We start from the raw sequence: 20,928 nt of genomic DNA, 5'->3' as shown, positions 1-20,928 counted from the left end.
TTCTTAATCCTCCGACGCATGAAACAGGCTACGGAACAAGTGACGGATCTTTGGACTGTCAAAATGTTCGAAATTCGCGATGACATGATCGCGTTCCGCCATTTGCCGTTGGCTCAGCACTGCAACCAGGCCACCAACGGCCATACCCAATTGGGCATTCGCCTGACCAGAGCGAGATGTCTTTTGCGTCACAAAACTCAACAACGACTCTTGCTGAACCGAGCAGTCATTGAATGCGCCCAAATTATCCTGGAGCTTTTTCAAAGGCTTGATGATCGTTTTAAAGGCTTTCTCGTCAAACAACGGCCCAAAGAATTCCATAAGATACCGTAGCTTCTTGCAGTGGATGCGCAGTTCATGAACGGTCTCGTCCGGGGTGCATGGCGTTATGCTGCGGGCCAGCTTGCAGACTTTACGATAGCGTTTCCAAATGAGCGTTCGGGCATACCCATAAGCACCGACATCCGCATTCGGCCCGGCCGCCAATTGCGTATAGTCTTGAAATCTCGGCGCCAACGCCTGCATGTCTGCGTTATATTTCGCGCTGCGAAGCCGACGGGACAACCGCGCCAATTGCTGGACGCGCTCTGCCTCAAACTGGGCAAACATCTCTTGAAGACCAACATGAAGAGAGGGTGGCACGAGGTTGAAATAGCTGTCTTTCTCCAACAGATAGACATCCAGATCCCGCAAGCGACCTGTCGGTGCCATCAGGTCAGAGAACGCTTTCTTCAGTTGACCGGTCAGGTCGTCAGAATACACGCCTTTGAACAAGCTGAGAACGGACCGGACACGACGCAGTGACACCCGGTAATCATGCAGGAATTCTGTATCGATATCGGCGATGACGCCCGCTTCGTTCTCGCGCGCGACTTCCAGGAATGTTCGGATTATGTCAGTCGCGGCCTGAATGGCTGGTTCTGTTTTTCCCAGCGGAATGTCAGGCTTTGCCCGATAGCGTAGCATGTCCGGATACAACTGCGAAAAAACAGTCTCGTATCCGGTTTCGGCCCCTTCGATTCCGGCCAATCCCGTCAAGGCTTTTGCAAAAGCACGGTCATAGCCACGCAGAGATTGCAATTGAACGATAGTGACCTGACCTGCATTGGACTTCAGCGACAGTGTCTTTCCGCGAACCAGTGTTTTTTGCAGGTCGTCCAGGAAAGTAAGCGCCTTGGTTTCTATCTCTCCCGTTCCAATCTCCGTCAGGGCCCGCAATTTCGGGAAGTCGCTCAGTTTCCCCCGCACAGGACCATTGGGCAAATCCTCAACGAACCGCCTATTTCCCTTGGCGCGTTGCAGCCAGGATCGTCCATCCTCCTGGATCAGGTGCAGGTTTCCACCGCTTTCAATCAGTATGCGCCCCGTCGCCCGCAGTGACTGGTCGTGGCAGTCCAACAGGCTGAATGGCTTGCACATGCCGGTCTCGTGAACCTCTATGGTCAGATCGGGCAAAATCCGAGCAAGCGCAGCCTCATCTAACGTTCCCGGCAGGACAACAAAACCGTCTGATTTCAATGTCATGAACTGCCCTTTCTCGGAGTCTCAAGGTACTCGTCGACCAGAGCTTCCACGATCTTCTGGACACTCGTCCCCTCTTCGATCGCGCGGATTTTCAACGCCTTTAGGGTCTTGCTTTCCAGTCGCAGCGACGTGTTCTTTTTACCTTTGTCCGATTTCTCACCGGCTCCTTTGCCTTTGGACATCCGCGACCCCATGACAGCATGACGTCATGTAATCGTGAATTCGAATGCGTATCAAGCCGCGGATCAAGTGACCCAACGTAATGCGCAGGTGACAGCCCGGATTAGCCCGGATAAGACAAAGCCATGTCCGATCCCGTATCCTCGATCCGTAACCTCGGTCCGGCCTTTGAACAAGCCTGCGCCCGCGCGGGAATCCACTCGGCCCAGCAATTGCGTGAACTGGGTGCAGATGCTGCTTATGCCCAGCTTTTGCAAGCCGGAACACGTCCACATTTCATTGGATACTATGTGTTGGTAATGGGGTTGCAGGGCCGTCCCTGGAACGATTGCAAGGGCGGCGAGAAAAAAGAGTTGCGCAAGAGATTTGATGCTCTCAAGGCCGGGACGACTTCGGCACCGGAATCGCAAATAATCTCGGATCTGGACGCGATCGGAGTGCGCGTGGCGCCGCGAGACCTCAAAGAGATTTGAACAAGAAAACCGCCCCCGATGCCGGGAGCGGCCATACAAGCTGCACCCAATGAGTGCTTAGCCGACGAGCTCGATGCCCGAGAAGAAATATGCAATCTCCACGGCGGCGGTTTCCGGCGCGTCCGAACCGTGGACCGAGTTTTCGCCAACCGACTCGGCGAATTCCGCACGGATGGTTCCGGGGGCTGCGTCTGCTGGGTTGGTCGCGCCCATGACTTCGCGGTTCTTTGCAATGGCGCCTTCGCCTTCCAGAACCTGAACGACGACCGGAGCCGACGACATGAATTCGCACAGTTCGTCATAGAACGGACGCTCGGCGTGTACCTCGTAGAACTTGCCGGCTTGTTCCTTGGTCATGTGGATGCGCTTTTGCGCAACGATGCGCAGGCCGGCTTCCTCGAATTTGGCGTTGATCTTGCCAGTCAGGTTGCGGCGGGTTGCATCGGGTTTGATGATCGAGAATGTGCGTTCCAGTGCCATATCGGCCTCTCCTTAATATATGGCGCGGAATCCACGCCGAAATCCATCGCGCGCCGCCTAACACGGTATCTCGCTCATGAAAAGTGGAATGATGGGCGGTTCCGGCCTTTGTCGACTATATTGCTTCAGGTAGCGGATCGATGCGATCTACCCAACGCACGTAAAGTACGGCCAGCAGGCCGATAAAGCTGCTTGCGCACATCATACCGAGAACCAGAATGGGCCCGTTTTCCGGGCTGACCAACGCGCCGGTCATCGAGGTCAGGACAGCTCCCAACGCGACAATCATCGCGCCTGACAGCCCGGCGGCACTGCCTGCGAGTTTGGGGCGAACCGACATCAATCCTGCGGAGGCGTTGGCATTCGTCAGCCCGTTGCCAAATCCCACGAAGACGGCGGACCCGAAGAAAACCCAGACCGAACCCAGTTCGCTCAGAAAAAGAAGTAGCCCCAGAAACGGCCCGGTCGATGCGCAAATCCGTCCGATCAGGATCATTGTGGTCAATCGAGTGCGGGCTGCGATGCGCCCGGTGATGTAGTTGCCGATCATAAAACCGCCGGTAATGATCCCGATCCCCAATCCAAGCATTGCCGGGCTCAGGTCGAACCAGGCAGCGGCCACCAGCGGTGCACCGGTGATGAAGCTGTAGAAACCGCCAATCGAAAACGCGGCACACAAAGCATACCCCCAGAACCGGCGCGCACGAAACAGGTGCGGGTACTCGCTGAGCTGTGCCGCAAATGTTGACGAGCGATTGGTGTTTGTTTCCCCCATATCCGCCCACAGCAACACCAACATCCCAGCGCCCAGAGCGGAATAGAGTACAAACCCCGCGCGCCAGCCAAACAGCATGTCCAGGGCTCCGCCCAGCATCGGGCCAAGCATCGGTGCCAACGCCATGGCCATTGCGACGTAACCCAGCTTGCTTGCCGCCTCGTTCGGTGGGTACATATCCCGGATCGACGCGCTGGACAGTACCGGTCCCGCGACAACTGCGGCCTGCAACAGGCGAAAACCGAGGAAAACCCAGATCGACTCAGCCAACACGCATCCGAGTGAGGCGCAGGCGAAGATCGCCATACAAATCAACAAGATGGGTCTGCGACCATACCGGTCGGACAGAGGCCCCATGATCAGTTGCAATACGGCAGAAACGGCCAGGTATCCTGCGACAGACAAATTGACCAGGGCGTAGTCGACCTGAAAATCCTCTCCCATCCGTGCAAGGGACGGAAGGAACATGTTCAGCGACAACACCGACAACGCGGTCGCGAAGACCAGGGTAACCAGAGACGGGGGTGACTGAGCCGCGCGCATTGCTAAACCATCAGGACATGACAATCGGATCAGCGCTATCACATCGTCAGGGCCATGCCCATGCCGAACCACGGTATCGCCAGTTGACCAGAGACCCGGTGAGAGGCACCGGGGGTAATCGCAGTTTGGCGACTGACGTGCGGAAGAATGACGCAGCACGGCCATTGGGACTTTTTATTTCCGACTATTTCAATCAGGTATTATCTGCGCGAAAAGGTTGAACACAAAAAAGGGTCGTTCACATGATACCGAGACTTGCAATTGTCACCTGCATCTTTGCCTCAACCGCCACAGCGGACGAGGCGTTGCAAATGGATTACGAACTGTTCGAAACAGCCATCGCTCACACTGATCTGGAAACTTGCCCCGAGAACCTCTCACAACCGGGCACATTTTGCCGCGCGACGCTGCACCATGACGAAATCCATGTCTTCGCCTTCAGCGAGGACGGCGATCATCTGTTGGTTGGGTTCGCCTCCTACCCGTTCGTTGAGGTAACCGCCGAACCTGATTGACGACCAGGCGGCCAACCAACCCCCATTGACAAGCGTCCGGCCGTGCCTCAGTGCTCGGCCTATGCTACGGATCCAGAACATCACATATGCGGTCGAAGGCCGCCCCTTGTTTGACGAGGCCAGCGCAACCATTCCCGATGGTCACAAGGTCGGTCTGGTTGGGCGGAACGGCACGGGCAAGACAACATTGTTTCGCCTCATCAGAGGCGAGTTGTCGTTGGAATCCGGCAACATTTCCGTTCCCAAGCGCGCGCGGATCGGCGGGGTTGCGCAAGAGGTGCCCTCGTCCGATGTGTCGCTAATCAACACGGTTCTGGCCGCTGATACTGAACGCAGCGCATTGATGGCCGAAGCCGACAGCGCCAGCGACCCTACCCGCATAGCTGAAATTCAGACCAGATTGGCCGATATAGACGCCTGGTCAGCCGAGGCACGCGCGGCCTCGATCCTGAAAGGTCTGGGATTTGACGATGAGGATCAGCAAAAGCCCTGCTCCGATTTCTCGGGTGGCTGGCGGATGCGCGTTGCGCTTGCGGCGGTGCTGTTTTCTCAGCCTGACCTGCTGCTGCTTGACGAACCGACCAACTATCTGGACCTCGAAGGCGCGCTGTGGCTGGAAAGCTATCTGGCCAGGTACCCGCACACAGTCATCATCATCAGCCATGACCGAGGGTTGCTGAACCGCGCGGTGGGCTCGATCTTGCATCTGGAAGATCGCAAGCTGACTTACTACGCCGTGCCTTACGACAAATTCGCCGAGCGACGGGCGGAACGTCTGGCGCAGGCGGAATCGGAAAATGCCAAGGCAAAGGCCCGCATTGCCCACCTGCAAAGTTTCGTCGACCGTTTCCGCTACAAGGCATCCAAGGCGGTTCAGGCGCAGTCGCGTTTGAAGATGATCGAGCGCATCCAACTGATCTCGACCCCGCAAGAGGCCGCGCTGCGTGCGTTCTCTTTCCCAGAACCCGAGGAGCTGTCACCGCCGATCATTCAGCTTGAGGGTGGTGTGACCGGCTATGGTGAAACCGAGGTTCTGCGCCGCCTCAACCTGCGCATCGATCAGGATGACCGGATCGCGCTGCTGGGTAAGAACGGTCAGGGCAAGTCGACCCTGTCGAAGCTGCTGTCGGACCGCTTGCCGCTGATGGCAGGCAAGATGAGTCGCAGCTCGAAGCTGCGGATCGGCTATTTCGCGCAGCATCAGGTGGACGAGCTGCACGTGGACGAAACACCTCTCGATCATTTGCGCCGCCTGCGCCCGGATGAGGCGCCGGGCAAATGGCGCTCGCGTCTGGCCGGGTTCGGGCTGAATGCGGATCAGGCGGAAACTTTGGTCGGGCGCCTGTCAGGTGGACAAAAAGCGCGGCTGTCGTTGCTGATCGCAACCATCGACGCGCCGCACATGCTGATCCTTGACGAACCGACCAACCACCTCGACATCGAAAGCCGCGAGGCGCTGGTCGAAGCCCTGACAGCCTATTCCGGCGCGGTCATTCTGGTCAGTCACGATATGCATCTGCTGGGGCTGGTCGCCGACCGATTATGGCTGGTCTCGGGCGGTACGGTCAGGCAGTTTGATGGCGACCTCGAGGCTTATCGCGCCATGCTTCTGGAGCGTGACAAACCCGTCAAGACAAAGCTGCAAACCGCCAAGCCCAAGCGTCCCTCGCGCGAGGCGATGCTGGCCCTGCGCGCCGAGCTGCGAAAATGCGAGGACCGGATCGAAAAACTGACGGACATGCACGAAAGGCTTTCGGCCAAACTGGCCGACCCGGCACTTTACGAGGACGACCGGATCAGCGATCTGGAAAACTGGAACCGCAAGTTCGCCGAAGTGAATGAGGCCATGCAAAAGGCCGAGGCCCTGTGGGTCGCCGCCGCCGAGCGGCTTGAGAAGGCCGAGGCCGCCGCATGACCACACCCGTCAAGGACACCAGGGCAATGATCTCAGGCATGCGACCGCGTGCCGTTGCCGGAGAATTCGCCTTCGTCACCTGGCCCGATGATACCGTCTGGCCACAAGGAACGCGCGCCAGTTGCATTGAAAACGAAGGCCTCTCGCTTATCGTTCCCATCGGTTTTGCCCCCGAGAATGCACTTCCCATGCGGTGCATCACGCTGCAGGTCCATTCCTCGCTCGAAGGTGTTGGTCTCACCGCCGCGGTTTCGGCAGCACTGGCGCAAGCAGGTATTCCGGCAAACATGGTCGCCGGGTACTTTCACGATCATGTCTATGTCCCAGCATCTCAACTGGACGAAGCCATGCAGGTTCTGGAACGTCTGCAAGAGGATGCAGAAGATTGATTGATATCGCTTTCTTCATAACGGCTTTCACTACGCTTTTCGTGGTCATAGATCCTTTTGGAACTACGCCGATATTCGTGGCCATGACGCAGGACATGGATGCGCGCGCACGTCGAAAAGTCGCCTATCGCACCTGTTTGACGGCATCGGGTATTCTGATCGCCTTTGCTGCCTTTGGTGAGGCTGTGCTGGGCTTTGTCGGCATCTCGATGGAAGCATTTCGCGTGGCCGGTGGCGCGTTGCTGTTTCTGACCGCGCTCGACATGCTTTTCGAACGGCGCACCAAGCGGCGTGAGGATCGCGCGGAAGAAGAAGACCACCCAGACCCGTCCGTCTTTCCGCTGGCAATTCCCTTGGTCGCCGGCCCTGGATCGATTGCAACGATCATTCTTTTGGCAGGGCAAAACCCCGGCCTTCAGGGAATCGCGATGGCGTGCGCCGTTATGCTGGCCGTCATGGCTGTGGTTCTATTGTTCTTTCTCTCTGGCGGGCTGATCGCGCGCATTCTGGGAAAAACCGGGCTGAACGTACTGACCCGGTTGCTGGGAATGCTGCTGGCCGCCCTGTCGGTTCAGTTCATTCTGGATGGCCTCAAGGCCTTTGGTTTTGCGTCATGAATTCCCATATTGGGACAGTAAGAGCGATTTTTTTGGACGACGGTATGGATGGTTATGAGATCGGGCGTTTGACCTATCTGGTTTTGCTGGGGGCGGCCCTGCTGATGTGGTTCATCACTCAGAACCGCCAATCTTTGGGCAAAACCATGCAGATGGTCGCCGCCTGGGTGTTTATCTTTATCGGCGTCATCGCAGTGATCGGGTTGTGGGGCGACATCCGCTCGACCGTCAGCACCACGCCGCAAATGACCGTGTCGGATCATCGGATCGAGGTACCGCGATCGTTTGATGGCCATTATTATCTACCGATGCTGGTGAATGGCGAACCGGTCACGTTTCTGGTCGATACCGGAGCCAGTCAGATCGTGCTCAGCCCGCAGGATGCCGAACGGGTTGGGATTGATACGGATCAGCTGAATTATCTGGGACGGGCCGCGACGGCCAATGGCGTGGTCCGTACTGCACCGGTGCGGTTGGACAGCCTGGCGCTGGGACCGATCACAGATCGCGACGTTCGCGCCTCGATCAATGAAGGTGATTTGAATCAGTCGCTGCTTGGCATGGAGTATCTGCATCGGTTTTCCAATATCCAGTTCGCGGATGGCCGTCTGATCCTGTCGCGTTAACCGGGCAACAGCGACGCTTTTCATTTGAGAACAAAAGTGGAACATGCTAGCATCCCGGCATGTCTGCACATCTTCTTGGCCGCAAACCCGCGCGAGAGGCGCCGGGGCTGAAACTGCACCCGCAGATCACACTGCAACTGGGTCGCGTGCACGAGGCCTGCGGCCCCGCCCGGCGCAGCTTTGCCATGTGGCTGGCGGGTCAGGCGCAGGGGCCGGTGCTGTGGATTTCCCCTGCGTGGGAGCCCGGCCAGTTGAACCCCGACGGGATGATGCCCTTTGCCGACCCCGCGCGGTTCCTGTTCGTCCGCCCCACCCGCGCCGAGGATCTGCTGTGGTGCATGGAAGAGGCACTGCGCAGCGGGGCGATCCCTCTGATCATCGGCGATCTGCCGGGTGCGCCGGGGCTGACGCCGGTGCGACGGATGCATCTGGCCGCTGAGCAGGGCGGCGCGATGGGGCGGGCTCCGCTGGGTCTGCTGCTGACCCCCGGCGACGGCGGCGCGCAGGGGGTCGAGACGCGCTGGCACATGGCCGCGACCCATCGGGGCGAGGCAAGGCGCTGGACCCTGACCCGCCGCCGCGCCCGCGCCCTGCCCCCGGTCAGTTGGCAGGCCAGCCAGACCGCCGCCCGGGCCGGTCTGCACTTGCAGCGGATCGAAACGGAAGAGATCCCCGCTTGACGCACCAGACCGATCACGAAACTTGTGACTGGTCAAAACCAGGGGCGCGCCCTAGCGTTGCCGCATGACCCACGCGATCCACGACAGCCGCTATTCCTGGCTTCGCCTTCTGATCACTCTGGCCATAGCTACCGTGATCAACGTAGGCATGTGGGCCGTCATTGTCGTGATGCCTGCCATCGAAACCCAGTTTCAGGCCGGGCGCGCAGCGGCGTCGATGCCGTTTACCCTAACCATGATCGGATTTGCGCTTGGCAACATGGCGCTTGGGCAGCTCGTCGATCGATTGGGCGCGACCTGGTCCCTGATCGGTGCCGCCGTACTGAGCGCTATCAGCTACATTTTGGCTGCATTCGCCCCGACCATAGCCATGCTATCGGCGGCGCATCTGCTGCTGGGTTTGGGAACGTCGGTTGGGTTCGGGCCGCTGATTGCAGACATCTCGCACTGGTTCATGCGCAGGCGCGGGATCGCGGTCGCGCTGGTGGCAAGCGGCAACTACCTGTCCGGTGCGATCTGGCCAACGCTGCTGTCAGGCATTCTGGCGCGCGATGGTTGGCAACAGGTCTACCTGACACTGGCCATCATCACGCTGGCCGTCGTCGTTCCGCTGTCCCTGTTGTTGCGCCGTCAGGTGCCTGCTGAAGCGCACAGCACCGCTGCTGCCGCTGCCCAGATCAGGGCGCAAAGCGTTGGCATCTCGCCGCGTGCGTTGCAGTATATTCTGGGGCTGGCCGGGATCGGCTGTTGCGTGGCAATGTCGATGCCGCAAGTTCACATCGTGTCCTACTGCGTCGGCTTGGGCTACGGCCCCGCCGTGGGCGCTGAAATGCTGAGTCTGATGCTGCTCGGAGGTGTGGTCAGCCGCCTGATTTCCGGCCTTGTCGCAGACCGGCTGGGCGGGCTTCATACCCTGTTGATCGGCTCGGTCCTTCAATGCATCGCCCTGTTCCTGTTCCTTCCCTATGACGGCATGGTTTCGCTGTATATCGTCAGCATGTTGTTTGGCCTCGCGCAGGGGGGCATCGTCCCCAGCTACGCACTGGTCGTTCGCGAATACATGCCGCCGCGAGAGGCTGGCGCGCGGGTGGGGTTCGTGATGATGATGACCATCCTGGGAATGGCCCTCGGAGGCTGGATGTCCGGCTGGATTTATGACGTCACCGGTAATTACCAACTGGCCTTTGTGAATGGCATCCTCTGGAATGGAATGAACATCGCCATCCTGTTGTTTCTGCTCAGCCGGTCGCGGCCACGCAGATTGGAGGCACCGGCATGAGGTGCCTCACCCGTCGCGCCCTGATCGCCGGTCTGGCGACCCTGCCGCTGGCAGGTGCGCGGGCAACGCTTATTCCCTATACTCTTGCCTCCGAAGGAACGTCCGTTGGGTTTTCTTTCGAACTGTCCGGAGTGACGCAATCCGGCACGATGCCGATCCGGTCAGCCAATATTCTGGTCGACACGAAACGCCTGCAAAACAGCCGTGTCGACGTTGTTCTGGATGTGGCAAGGGCGCGAACCAAACTGCCCTTTGCCCGCGGTCCGATGCTGAGCGCAAGTGTGCTGGACGCCGACCGTTACCCAACGATCCGCTTCACCTCGACCAGAATTCGACTTGGGCCTACAGGACGCATTTCAGAGGGCGCATCCGTTACCGGAGACCTCACCGTGCGCGGCGTTACCCGCCCGGTAACGCTCAGTGCAAACCTTTACCGGCCACCAGGCAGCGCCGCGGATGAGTTGGATATTCTGTACATTCACCTGACCGGTTCGCTGAACCGCCACGACTTTGGCGCGTCAGGCTATCCCGATCTTGTTAACGATCAGGTGGGCCTGAACATCCGGGCCGAGATTATTCGCATGACCTGAACTCGGATTGGCAAAAAACGACTTGCGAAAGTCGATTAGGCGCGCGCATTGTCCCTGGATACAGTCAATCTGGCTATATCATGCGCACGATCATTTCATTTGCCGCCCTGTTTCTTTCAGTCATTCTTCTGCAGCTCTCGACGGGCGGCGTTGGCCCACTCGACGCAATCTCGGGCATCACTCTGGAGTTTTCGACCGAACAGATCGGTCTGCTGGGGTCGGCGCATTTTCTTGGGTTCTTTGTCGGGTGCTGGTGGGCACCGCGCCTTATGGGCAATATCGGGCACTCACGAGCCTTTGCCGTTTGCACCGCATTGGGCGCAATGGGTCTGATCGGCCACACACTGACAGATAACCCGTATATCTGGGCCGGGCTGCGTATTGCCTCGGGCACCTGCGTTGCCGGAAGCTATACGGTGATCGAAGCCTGGTTGAATGCCAAGGTCACCAATGAGACGCGTGGGCGCGCGATGGGCACGTATCGGATCGTCGACATGGGCGCATCTCTGGGCGCCCAGCTGATTATCGCTGTTCTGCCACCTGCCTCTTATGTTTCGTACAACCTGCTGGCCATATTGTGCTGCGCGTCGCTGCTGCCCCTTACGTTGACGCGCGCCAGCCAGCCAATTACGCCCGACGCCCCGCGCCTGCGTCCAAAGCTGGCATGGCGCAGTTCGCCGCTGGCGGTGGCAGGCGTGATCGTCGCCGCTCTCAGCTCGGCCTCGTTCCGGATGGTCGGCCCGGTTTATGGGCAAGAGGTTGGTCTGGGCGTAGATCAGATCGCGTTCTTCCTGGCGTCATTTGTTTTGGGTGGCGCGCTGGCGCAGTACCCGATGGGATGGCTGGCCGACAAATATGATCGGCGGTGGGTCCTGATCTGGTTGTCCGTTGCGGCCGTTCTGAGTTGCGGGGTCACGATGGTCGCCAGCGGCACGGGAACGCTCGGCGTCATGCTAGCTGCTGGCGTTTTCGGTTTCACGACATTCCCGATCTTTTCGGTTTCTTCCGCGCACGCAAACGACTTTGCCACTACAGAACAGCGGGTCGAATTGTCTGCAGCCTTGATGTTCTGGTACGCATTGGGAGCAATCGCTTCGCCCTATGTTTCATCCACATTGATCGAGCAGTTCGGACCCGGAGCGTTGTTTGCATTCGTTGCATTGGGCCACGTTTTCCTGATCATCTTTGGTTTGGCGCGGATGCGGTCGCGTCCCACGCCGGAGGAACGAACCAATTATGTCTACGCACCAAGAACCTCGTTTACGATTGGCCGACTGCTGAAACGGTCGCGCGAGGGGCGATAGAAAAAGGGCCGGGAAACTCCCGGCCCTTTCTGGTTAATGCTCGGCGCGTGGTTCCCGTTCGACCAGCTCGGCCCCTTCCACCGGCTCGGTTGTCGACTCCAGCGCGCCGTTCACAATGCCACCGACGCCGTTTTCCATCGACAGGCCCAGCTCTTCCCCCAGTTTCTTGAGCGCGGGCATTTGCACGGCCATACCCATGATCGAGTCGAGGGCCTGATTGACTACCGGTTTGTCGCCACTTGCGGCACTGCCACCATTCGAACCACCGATCCCACCGACCTGATGGATCTTGATCGAGTCGATCTTCTCTGCCGGCTTGACCATTTCCGAGATGATCGAAGGCATGGTTTCGATCCGAGCCAGATCAACCTTCATGCGGATCTGTTCCTGCGACAGGGCGTTGTCGGCCTCGACAATCGCGCGCTTACCTTCCGCTTCGGCCAGCATGTCGTTCTTCTTGGCCTCGGCCCGGATGTTCAACGCGTCCGCTTCGGCTTGCGCCTCTTCCCTGCGCGCTTCTGCACGGTCGGCGGCGGCTTCTTTCTCGGCCTGTGCGGCCAGTCGGATCGCGGTTGCCTGACGTTCTGCCTCACGCGTGGCTTCGATCAGAGCAATCTGCTTCTGGCGCTCGGCCTCAGCCACTTCGCGAGCGGTTGCCACGGCTTCCGTCGCCTTGGTCGCCTCGGCCCGAGCCAGGTCGGCGGACGCACGGGCACGGCTTTCTTCTTCGGATTTCTGCGCGATGATGATCTGCCGCTCTTGCTCGGCTACTTCCAGTTCACGCTCTTTCGAGATTTCGGCCTCGCGGATTTTACGCTCGCGTTCGATATCGGCGGCGCGGATGGCTTCTTCACGAGCGATCCGGGCCCGTTCGGTTTCACGCACCGAGTCTTCCGTCCGCGCAGCAATCTCGGCCTCTTGCGCCACGCGCAGGGTTTCGACCTTCTGGGTCTGTTCAATACGCGCCTGCGCCTCGTCCTGCTCGATCAACAGCTTCTGGCGTTCAGCTTCCATCGCAGCACGACGGACTTCGACCTCGGCTTCGGCATCGATCTGCGCGCGCTCTTTCTTCGAGGTCGCAATGACCTCGGCCAGCTTGCGCATACCCACGGCGTTAAAGGCGTTGTTCTCATCCAGAGCCTCAAACGGTGTCTGGTCCAGCGCAGTCAGCGAGACGGATTCCAGTGACAGGCCGTTCTTCAGCAGATCCTCGGACACTGCATTCTGCACCTCCTGCACAAAATCGGCGCGGTTCTCGTGCAGACCGTCCATGGTCATCTGAGCAGCCACGGCCCGCAGACCGTCGATCAGCTTGCCTTCAATCATCTCACGCAATTGCTCGACGTCAAAGGTGCGATCACCCAGCGTTTGTGCGGCGCGCGCAATGCCCTCTTCGGTCGCCATAACAGAGACATAGAACTCGACGCCTACATCCACACGCATCCGATCCTTGGTGATCAGGGCTGCCTCGCCGCTGCGCTGCACTTCCAGACGCAGGGTCTTCATATTGACCGGGCTTACTTCATGCAGCAGCGGCACGATGATGACGCCGCCATCCATGATGACCTTCTTGCCGCCCGCCCCGGTTTTCACCAGACTGACCTCTCGGGTCGCACGTTGGTAGAGACGGCCTAATACAAGGCCTATGAACAAAAGTACCGCTAAAATGGTCACAACTGTGACGGCCAGGAAGGGAAGTTCCATGCAAATTCCTCCGTATTGGGGTTGAAAATTCGTTAGTCTGACAAGCCGACCAAAACGAACCGGTCACGCCGTCGGTCGCGCAGCACCAACACGTCGGTGCCTTGTTTCAGCGCGTCCTTGTCCTGCAACGGTTCCGCGCGCAGGTAGTGCGAGTTGCCATAACGGTCGGATACGCGCACTTCGGCCGGGCGCCCGCGAGAGGCTGTGCCCTGAGTGATCACGCCACGGCGGCGCGCCAGCATCCGTTCGGACGTCGCCTCACTTTCGGTTTTGGGCAGCAGGCGGGCGAATACAGAACCAAAGCCGCGTGCAAACCACAGCCCAAAGGCACCTGCGGGGATTGCGGCCAACCAGCTTGGCAGGTCAAAGCCCAGTATATCGCGCAGAGCCAGCTGCAGACCCATTCCACTAAGGCCAAACCCGGCCAGCAGTACCACCAGCCAAATCATAAAGGGCACTTTGCCAATTCCAAGCCAGGCCATCGGCCCTGCGGGAGCCACGCCGGGCGCGTCTGCTTCGACCTCGGCTAGTTCAAACTCGGTCAGATCGACATCCGCGTCGATATCCAGATCGAAATCGCCAATGTCCAGATCAGGGGCGTCGACCATGTCCAGATCAACTTCACCCTCACCCGCCATCAGGCTGCCGCCCAGTATCAGCGCGATCAGTTCCAGCACCAAAAGGCCGAACAGAAGCGCAAGCGCAAGGGTAAAGGGCGCAAACGCACCCTCGAGGAGGAAGTTGAACATCAGCAGGTTGCCCTCGTTTTTGTATACTTTGGTATACACTTAAAATGGGAAGCCATTTGTAAGAATTCAAGGGGTTGTGATTCTAAATTGCAACCTATGGGTATTGCAACGCCTTCCGCCTGTGCAATCCGACATGGGTGTTTCAGGCAATATCGACCGGCCAGCGTGTCTAAAATGACATCCAGGCGAAAGGCGGGGTTTTGCTGGACGGTGACATAAGGTAGACGGGCGCGCAGTTAGATATGCGGAAACGGAACATGGCTCGGATTCTCATCACCTCGGCGATCCCCTACATCAACGGGATCAAGCACCTCGGCAACCTGATCGGCTCGCAACTGCCTGCCGATCTGTACGCGCGCTACCAGCGCGGCCGGGGAAACGAGGTCATGTTCCTGTGCGCCACGGACGAACACGGCACGCCGGCCGAGCTGGCGGCGGCCAAGGCGGGCAAGCCCGTGGCCGAGTATTGTGCCGAAATGTATGGCGTTCAGGCCGATATCGCCAAGCGCTTCGGCCTCAGCTTCGATCACTTCGGCCGCTCGTCCAGCGAACAGAACAAGAGGCTGACCCAGCATTTCGCAGGCAAGCTCGATGACGCCGGGCTGATCCGTGAAGTCACCGAGAAGCAGGTCTACTCGAACGCCGATGAACGTTTCCTGCCCGACCGCTATATTGAAGGCACCTGCCCCAACTGCGGCTATGAGCGCGCGCGCGGAGATCAGTGCGAGAACTGCACCAAGCAGCTGGACCCGACCGACCTGATCGAACCGCGCTCGGCCATTTCCGGCTCGACCGATCTGGAAGTGCGCGAGACCAAGCACCTGTATCTGCGCCAGTCAGCGATGAAGGATCAGCTGGATGCCTGGATCGACAGCAAGACGGATTGGCCGATCCTGACGACCTCGATTGCGAAAAAGTGGCTGCATGACGGAGACGGCCTGCAAGACCGCGGCATCACCCGCGATCTGGACTGGGGTGTTCCGGTCAAGAAAGGCGATCAGGACTGGCCAGGTATGGAAGGTAAGGTATTCTACGTCTGGTTTGACGCCCCCATCGAATACATTGCCTGCGCCAAAGAATGGGCTGATGCGAACGGTAAGACGGATACGGATTGGGAACGCTGGTGGCGGACTGACAAAGGTGCCGACGATGTCCGCTATGTCCAATTCATGGGCAAGGATAACGTGCCCTTCCATACGCTCAGCTTCCCCGCAACCATTCTGGGCTCGGGCGAGCCGTGGAAGATGGTCGATCATCTGAAGTCGTTCAACTACCTGAACTATGACGGCGGCCAGTTCTCCACCTCGCAGGGCCGTGGCGTGTTCATGGATCAGGCGCTGGAGATCCTGCCGGCCGATTTCTGGCGTTGGTGGCTGCTGAGCCATGCACCCGAAAGCAGTGACAGCGAGTTCACGTGGGAGAATTTCCAGCAATCGGTGAACAAAGACCTCGCCGACGTTCTGGGTAACTTCGTCAGCCGGATCACCAAGTTCTGCCGTTCGAAATTCGGTGAGGCCGTGCCCGAAGGCGGCACCTATGGCGAGCGTGAGCAAGCACTGATCGATGAACTGACCAAACGCGTCCGCGCCTATGAAGGGCATATGGAAGCGATGGAGGTTCGCAAATCGGCGCAGGAACTGCGCGCGATCTGGGTGGCGGGCAACGAATATCTGCAAGCAGCAGCACCGTGGTCGACTTTCAAGGAAGACCCGGAACAAGCCGCTGCGCAGGTCCGGTTGGGGCTGAACCTTATTCGCCTTTATGCCGTGCTCAGCGCTCCGTTCATCCCGGAAACCTCGGCAAAAATGTTGAGCGCGATGAACACGCTGGATACTAGCTGGCCCGACGACGTGGAGGCCGCGCTCAATACCCTGCCCGCCGGTCATGAATTCACCGTGCCGGATGTAATGTTTGCCAAGGTCACGGATGAGCAGCGAGAAGACTGGCAGACAAGGTTCGCCGGAACACGCGACTGAATCTTCCGGAGCTCCGGATTGAAAGACCGAGGGCTTGATCGGCCCCCGGTGCTTCGTTTTGTACCCAAGACAAAAGGTCAGGCGATGCGCTTGCGCTCAGTTTTTCAGCGTAAGTCAGCCTATCAATGGGAAAAATCCCGGCATATCTATCCTTCTGAACGCATTCAAGAAGCTTGAGATATGCCGCCAAAACGGCCATCCTGCGAGGGAATTCCACGACTCGCCGGGGCTGAACACAACCCTTGGCACTTGATCCAATACTTGAACGAGGCGCCCGCCATGTCCCCAGCATTCCTTACCTCCAAGCTCTCAGACAGCGGGCATCTCAGAAAACTTGGCCTGTCTCTGGCAGGGTCGGCGATATTGGGGATGGCCAGCACGGCATGGGCGCAGGATCAAAGCGAAGCGCCACCACCGAAAGTGTCCATCGCTGCCGCTTACACTGAGGAGATCACTGACGAGGCCATATTCATTGGCCGGGCCGAAGCGATCAACAAGGTAGATATCATTGCCCGTGTCAGCGGCTTTCTGGACAGCAAGGAAGTGGAAGACGGGGCCTTGGTTTCGGAAGGCGACCTGCTTTTTACCATCGAACCTGACCTGTACGAGGCAACGCTTGAGGCCCGCAAGGCCGATCTGGACCGAGCCGAGGCCAATCTGGAACTGGCCAAGGTGGATCTGGCCCGGAAGGAAGAGTTGTATAAGCGTGACGCGACGCCTGAATCCGAGCGTGACATTGCCCGCGCCAACGAATTGGTGGCCGAGGCTGAAGTCAAAGCTGCCAACGCCGCAATTCAGCAGGCGGAACTGGACCTGAGTTACACCCAGATCCACGCGCCCTTCGATGGCCGGATCGGCCGGATCGAAACCAGCGTCGGTGATGTGGTCGGACCCAACAACCCGCCGCTGGTCAATCTGGTCAGCGAAGCTCCGATCTACGTCAATTTCTCGTTGAACGAAAAGATGTTCACGTCGGTCCTTCAGCAATTTGGCGAGAACCCGGCATCGTTGGCCGAAAGCAATCAAAGCCCCAACGTGCATGTCACCTTGCCCAACGGCACCGAATTAGATGAAACCGGCGAAATCGTCTTTGTTGACAACCGCATCGACCCGCTGACCGGCGCGATCACCGTGCGCGCGCAGTTCGACAATGCGGATCGCCTGATTATCGACGGTGCTTTCGTAAACGTTCAGATCGAAGCACTGGAACCCACCTTGCAGGTTTTGGTCCCGCAAGCGGCACTGCAGCGTGATCAGCGCGGCGAATTCGTTCTGGTCGTCAATGACAAGCAGATGGTCGAGCAGCGCTATATCACAACCGGTGACACGGTTGGCACCGCAATCATCGTTCTGGACGGGTTGCGCGAGGGCGAAAGCGTGATTGTCGAGGGCCTGCAAAGGGTTCGTCCGGGTGTGGCCGTCGACGCGGTCGTGGCCTCTGAACAGCCGGGAGAGTAACCGATGTTCTCAGCCCTGTTCATCAGCCGGCCCAAGCTGGCGCTTGTCATCTCGCTGGTGCTGACCATTCTGGGCGGTATCGGCTATCTGGTTCTGCCGGTCGCCCAGTTTCCGGACATTACCCCACCCGTGGTCAGCGTGACGGCGACCTATACTGGCGCCAACGCCGAAACTGTTGAAAACACCGTCGCCGCCCCTATCGAGGCTCAGGTGAACGGTGTGGACGACATGATCTACATGACGTCAACCTCGTCGGATAACGGCTCGTATTCCTTGAACATTACGTTTGAGGTTGGCACCGATCCGGATATCGCCTCGGTGAACGTTCAAAACCGCGTTGCACAGGCAATGTCGTCACTGCCGACCGAGGTGACCTCGTCCGGGGTCGTGACGCAGAAAGCATCGACCAACATGTTGCTGCTGGTCACGCTGACGTCGCCCGATGGCACTTATGACAGCGTGTTCTTGTCCAACTATGCCTCGATCAACCTGAAAGACGCGTTGGCGCGTGTTCAAGGCGTGGGTAAAGCGGACGTTCTGACCAATCTGGAATACGCCATGCGGATCTGGATGGACCCGGACAAGATGGCCGCGCTGTCGATCACGCCCGGCGATGTCATCAATGCCATTCGCGAGCAGAATATCGAGGTTTCCGCTGGGTCCATCGGCGCGCCACCGGTGCCCGAAGGGCAAACCTTTCAATACACGATCAAGACCAAAGGCCGCCTGACTTCTGCCGCAGAGTTCGGTGATATCGTTATCCGCACTGGTGATGCCGGGTCAATTGTACGGGTCCGGGATATCGCGCGCGTCGAGCTTGGTGCCGAATACTACGCCGCGTCTGGCTTTTTCCAAAGCGTCCCGGCGACCGTTATCGGCATCTATCAGGCCCCCGGCGCGAACGCGCTGGCTGTGTCGGACAGGGTGGAAGCCGAACTTGAACGCCTGTCTCGTTCCTTCCCGACGGACGTTGAATATCAAGTGCCCTTCAACACGACGGACTTCGTTGAACAATCTCTGAACGACGTGGTCACGACCCTGATCATGACCTTTACGCTGGTGATCACGGTCGTGTTCCTGTTCCTTGGCAGTTGGCGGGCAACGATCATTCCTGCGGTGGCCATTCCCGTCTCGCTGATCGGGACATTTGCCTTTCTACTGGCCTTCGGCATGTCGCTGAATACAATCTCACTTTTCGCGCTGGTACTGGCCATCGGGATCGTGGTGGATGACGCGATCGTGGTGGTGGAAAACGTCGAACGGATCATCGCAGAGGAAGGGTTGCCCCCGGCCGAAGCGACCCGCAAAGCAATGGGCCAAATCACCGGGCCAGTCATAGCAACCACCCTTGTTCTTCTGGCGGTGTTCGTGCCCGTCACATTTATGCCCGGCATCTCAGGACGGCTTTACTCGCAGTTTGCCGTGACGATTTCAACGGCCGTTGTGATTTCGTCGATCAATGCTTTGACCCTGTCTCCTGCTCTTTGCGGGATGGTTTTGCGTCCGCGGACCGGTCCGCCGAAAGGCGTTCTGGCACTGTTTGAGAAGTTCATTGGCAACGTTCGAAACGGGTACGTTTCGATCGTTCGTAAGCTTTTGGTCCTGCCAGTTATCGCCTTGGGTATCATCGTGGCCCTGGCGATGGGTGGTGGTACGATCATGTCCAATACCTCCAGCGGCTTTATCCCGCTTGAGGACAATGGCTACCTGTTCGTCGATATTCAGTTGCCGGACGCCGCCACGCTGGAACGCACCGAGACCGTTTCTGCGCGTGTGGATGAACAAATTCAGGAAATACCCGGCGTCGCCAGCACCGTTCTGATCAATGGCTTCTCGCTGCTGAACGGAACCACGACCAACGGTGCCGCGATCTTTGTGAACCTCGACAACTGGGACGAACGGCAAGATGATGACCTAAGCGCCGACGCAATTCTCGCCAAGGTGCTTGCCATCGCCAACGGGGAATCCGCCGCATCAATCGTGGCCTTCAACCCACCGCCCATTCAGGGCCTCGGCATGTCCGCCGGTGTTGAAATGGAGGTGCAACAGACCGGAGGCGGTTCACCGCAGGATCTGGCTTCGGCCGTCGGATCATTTGTCTATGCCGCCAATCAGCGGTCCGAAATCGGGCAGGCTTACACCACTTTCCGCGCAAACGTGCCGCAGCTGTTCGTCGATCTGGATCGGGAAAAGGCCAAGACGTTGCAGGTGTCCGTGGCCGAGATTTTCCAAACCATGCAAGCGCAACTGGGTTCCTACTACGTCAACGATTTCAACCTGTTTGGGCGGGTCTACCGTGTAATGATTCAGGCGGACGGGACCTATCGGGACAATGTCGAGGATATCTCGAACCTTTATGTGCGGTCCGAAAAGGGCGAGATGGTACCGCTGGGCACTTTGATCGACGTCGAAAACGTGCTGGGGCCGGTCCTACTGAAACGGCACAACCTGTTCCGTTCGGCAACGGTTACGGCTGTGCCTGCCCCGGGCATGTCAACAGGCGACGCGATCAACGTGATGACCGAGGAATCCGCAAACGCCCTGCCCCCCGGCTATGCGTTCGAATGGACGGGCACGGCACAGCAACAGCTGGCTTCCGGCAGCCTTGTGATCATCATTCTGGGGCTGGCGATTTTGTTTGGCTATCTGTTCCTTGTGGGGCAGTACGAAAGCTGGACAATGCCGGTTTCCATCCTGCTGTCGGTCATCGTTGCCCTGTTCGGAGCAGTTGCGGCTGTGGCGCTCGTTGGCAGTGACATCAACCTTTATACTCAGATCGGGATGATCATGCTTGTCGGGCTCGCATCAAAGAACGGCATTCTGATCGTTGAATTTGCGATGGAACAACGCGCCAAGGGGCTTTCGATCAAGGATGCAGCGGCCGAGGCGGCGCATCAGCGTTTCCGCGCGGTGATGATGACTGCGCTGTCCTTCCTGCTGGGCGTTGTGCCGCTGCTGGCAGCGAGTGGCGCGGGTGCAGCCAGCCAGAGAGCCATCGGCGTGGCCGTATTCGGCGGCATGCTCGCCGCGACGCTGGTAGGTGTGATCGTGGTGCCGGTCCTCTATGCCCTGATGCAGGGTTTGCGAGAGTGGATCAAGGGCACCAAGAATGATCCCGGTCAGTCGGAAGAGGCCGCCTAAAGATTCTGCA

The 20,928-nt window shown here is 58.7% G+C and carries 19 protein-coding genes; 13 read left to right on the top strand and 6 right to left on the bottom strand.

Going from position 1 to position 20,928, the window contains the following annotated elements:
- Positions 1-3: 3 nt before the first annotated feature.
- Positions 4-1,524, bottom strand: coding sequence for a CHAD domain-containing protein (locus AC2TDJ_RS03425; protein ID WP_480839248.1), 1,521 nt, complete (start codon positions 1,522-1,524; stop codon positions 4-6).
- Positions 1,521-1,706: a ribbon-helix-helix protein, CopG family gene (locus AC2TDJ_RS03420; RefSeq protein ID WP_480839246.1), complete on the bottom strand. Its 186-nt coding sequence runs from the start codon at positions 1,704-1,706 to the stop codon at positions 1,521-1,523. Before AC2TDJ_RS03420 ends, AC2TDJ_RS03425 begins: the two co-directional genes overlap by 4 nt.
- A gap of 123 nt (positions 1,707-1,829) precedes the next feature.
- Here AC2TDJ_RS03420 and AC2TDJ_RS03415 point away from each other — a divergent pair, with 123 nt between their 5' ends.
- Positions 1,830-2,177 carry a TfoX/Sxy family protein gene (locus AC2TDJ_RS03415; protein WP_480839244.1) on the top strand — a complete coding sequence of 116 codons (348 nt, stop codon included), beginning with the start codon at positions 1,830-1,832 and terminating at the stop codon, positions 2,175-2,177.
- A gap of 57 nt (positions 2,178-2,234) precedes the next feature.
- Here the strand turns inward: AC2TDJ_RS03415 and ndk are convergent, their stop codons facing one another.
- Positions 2,235-2,657: a nucleoside-diphosphate kinase gene (gene ndk / locus AC2TDJ_RS03410; RefSeq protein WP_068334875.1), complete on the bottom strand. Its 423-nt coding sequence runs from the start codon at positions 2,655-2,657 to the stop codon at positions 2,235-2,237.
- Between the two features lie 115 nt (positions 2,658-2,772).
- Positions 2,773-3,975, bottom strand: coding sequence for a multidrug effflux MFS transporter (locus AC2TDJ_RS03405; protein ID WP_480839242.1), 1,203 nt, complete (start codon positions 3,973-3,975; stop codon positions 2,773-2,775).
- 242 nt (positions 3,976-4,217) lie between these two features.
- Here AC2TDJ_RS03405 and AC2TDJ_RS03400 point away from each other — a divergent pair, with 242 nt between their 5' ends.
- The 9 genes from AC2TDJ_RS03400 to AC2TDJ_RS03360 all read left to right on the top strand — a co-directional run bounded on the left by AC2TDJ_RS03400 (position 4,218) and on the right by AC2TDJ_RS03360 (position 11,890).
- Positions 4,218-4,490 (top strand): hypothetical protein, encoded by a 273-nt coding sequence (locus AC2TDJ_RS03400; protein ID WP_480839240.1) that lies wholly within the window; start codon positions 4,218-4,220, stop codon positions 4,488-4,490.
- A gap of 61 nt (positions 4,491-4,551) precedes the next feature.
- Positions 4,552-6,405, top strand: coding sequence for an ABC-F family ATP-binding cassette domain-containing protein (locus AC2TDJ_RS03395; RefSeq protein WP_480839238.1), 1,854 nt, complete (start codon positions 4,552-4,554; stop codon positions 6,403-6,405).
- A complete protein-coding gene (locus tag AC2TDJ_RS03390) occupies positions 6,402-6,794 on the top strand; it encodes an ACT domain-containing protein (protein WP_480839236.1) in 393 nt (130 codons plus the stop codon). The genes AC2TDJ_RS03395 and AC2TDJ_RS03390 overlap by 4 nt, the downstream gene beginning before the upstream one ends.
- Positions 6,791-7,411, top strand: coding sequence for a MarC family protein (locus tag AC2TDJ_RS03385; RefSeq protein WP_480839234.1), 621 nt, complete (start codon positions 6,791-6,793; stop codon positions 7,409-7,411). The genes AC2TDJ_RS03390 and AC2TDJ_RS03385 overlap by 4 nt, the downstream gene beginning before the upstream one ends.
- A 44-nt stretch (positions 7,412-7,455) precedes the next feature.
- Positions 7,456-8,037 carry a retropepsin-like aspartic protease family protein gene (locus AC2TDJ_RS03380; protein WP_480839232.1) on the top strand — a complete coding sequence of 194 codons (582 nt, stop codon included), beginning with the start codon at positions 7,456-7,458 and terminating at the stop codon, positions 8,035-8,037.
- A gap of 59 nt (positions 8,038-8,096) precedes the next feature.
- Positions 8,097-8,717, top strand: coding sequence for an ImuA family protein (locus AC2TDJ_RS03375; protein ID WP_480839230.1), 621 nt, complete (start codon positions 8,097-8,099; stop codon positions 8,715-8,717).
- A 64-nt stretch (positions 8,718-8,781) separates the two neighbouring features.
- Complete coding sequence (locus tag AC2TDJ_RS03370; protein WP_480839228.1) at positions 8,782-9,996, top strand: MFS transporter; 1,215 nt, start codon at positions 8,782-8,784, stop codon at positions 9,994-9,996.
- Positions 9,993-10,586 (top strand): YceI family protein, encoded by a 594-nt coding sequence (locus AC2TDJ_RS03365; protein WP_480839226.1) that lies wholly within the window; start codon positions 9,993-9,995, stop codon positions 10,584-10,586. The genes AC2TDJ_RS03370 and AC2TDJ_RS03365 overlap by 4 nt, the downstream gene beginning before the upstream one ends.
- An 80-nt stretch (positions 10,587-10,666) precedes the next feature.
- Positions 10,667-11,890 (top strand): MFS transporter, encoded by a 1,224-nt coding sequence (locus AC2TDJ_RS03360; protein ID WP_480839224.1) that lies wholly within the window; start codon positions 10,667-10,669, stop codon positions 11,888-11,890.
- Positions 11,891-11,923: 33 nt separating this feature from the next.
- On the opposite strand, the gene AC2TDJ_RS03355 is transcribed toward AC2TDJ_RS03360, so the two are convergent.
- Together AC2TDJ_RS03355 and AC2TDJ_RS03350 are read right to left on the bottom strand one after the other, a co-directional pair.
- Positions 11,924-13,594, bottom strand: a complete 1,671-nt coding sequence (locus AC2TDJ_RS03355) for a flotillin family protein (RefSeq protein ID WP_480839222.1) — start codon at positions 13,592-13,594, stop codon at positions 11,924-11,926.
- Positions 13,595-13,626: 32 nt separating this feature from the next.
- Complete coding sequence (locus tag AC2TDJ_RS03350; RefSeq protein ID WP_480839220.1) at positions 13,627-14,343, bottom strand: OB-fold-containig protein; 717 nt, start codon at positions 14,341-14,343, stop codon at positions 13,627-13,629.
- A 257-nt stretch (positions 14,344-14,600) separates the two neighbouring features.
- On the opposite strand from AC2TDJ_RS03350, the gene metG reads away from it, so the two are divergent.
- The 3 genes from metG (at position 14,601) to AC2TDJ_RS03335 (ending at position 20,918) form a co-directional block, all read left to right on the top strand.
- On the top strand, positions 14,601-16,319 hold the full coding sequence (metG, locus tag AC2TDJ_RS03345; RefSeq protein ID WP_480839218.1) for a methionine--tRNA ligase: 1,719 nt from the start codon (positions 14,601-14,603) through the stop codon (positions 16,317-16,319).
- 279 nt (positions 16,320-16,598) lie between these two features.
- Positions 16,599-17,777, top strand: coding sequence for an efflux RND transporter periplasmic adaptor subunit (locus AC2TDJ_RS03340; protein WP_480839216.1), 1,179 nt, complete (start codon positions 16,599-16,601; stop codon positions 17,775-17,777).
- Between the two features lie 3 nt (positions 17,778-17,780).
- Positions 17,781-20,918 carry an efflux RND transporter permease subunit gene (locus AC2TDJ_RS03335; RefSeq protein ID WP_480839214.1) on the top strand — a complete coding sequence of 1,046 codons (3,138 nt, stop codon included), beginning with the start codon at positions 17,781-17,783 and terminating at the stop codon, positions 20,916-20,918.
- Positions 20,919-20,928 lie beyond the last annotated feature (10 nt).

It is taken from the genome of Ruegeria sp. HKCCD6647-2 (assembly GCF_057221075.1).
Note: the sequence above shows the minus strand (reverse complement) of the source record. Positions and strands in the feature narration are given on the sequence as shown.